This is a genomic window from Shigella sp. FC1661 (assembly GCF_001712525.1).
Lineage (GTDB): Bacteria > Pseudomonadota > Gammaproteobacteria > Enterobacterales > Enterobacteriaceae > Escherichia > Escherichia coli.
The window spans coordinates 1-424 of record NZ_MDGW01000484.1; the positions used below are offsets into that span (position 1 = coordinate 1).

The following is a 424-nucleotide window of genomic DNA, read 5'->3' on the forward strand; positions in this document are numbered from 1 at the left end:
AAGTCGCTGTCGTTCTCAAAATCGGTGGAGCTGCATGACAAAGTCATCGGGCATTATCTGAACATAAAACACTATCAATAAGTTGGAGTCATTACCCGGAGAGCGAACCAATTTGCGTCCGATGACCCGGCGTTTTTACCCGCATCGAATCAATCACCCACTGGGTATCGCTTTTCATCCGCGAGTTATCCAGTAAACCAACTTTATTTTTGTAGTTGCGAATATTGGAAATTAACGAGTTAAAACCGATATCCAGATAGGCATAAATTCCCGTTGAGCGGCGCTCCTCAGTTACCAGAGCAAATCCGTGGTTTATGGCTTCATTGGCATGGTAATGCTGCCAACTTACTGATTTAGTGTATGATGGTGATTTTAAGGTGCTTGCGTGGCTTCCATTTCCATCAGATGTCCTTCCTGCTCCGCT

General features: G+C 44.8%; 1 protein-coding gene and 1 pseudogene. One reads left to right on the forward strand and one right to left on the reverse strand.

The features are described 5' to 3' along the window. A partial coding sequence (locus tag BFF42_RS20865; RefSeq protein ID WP_000618533.1) for an IS1 family transposase occupies window positions 1-81 on the forward strand: 81 nt, incomplete at its 5' end. 13 nt (window positions 82-94) lie between these two features. Here BFF42_RS20865 and BFF42_RS20875 read toward each other — a convergent pair. After that, window positions 95-424 (reverse strand): annotated as a pseudogene (locus tag BFF42_RS20875) (hypothetical protein); the annotation flags it as partial.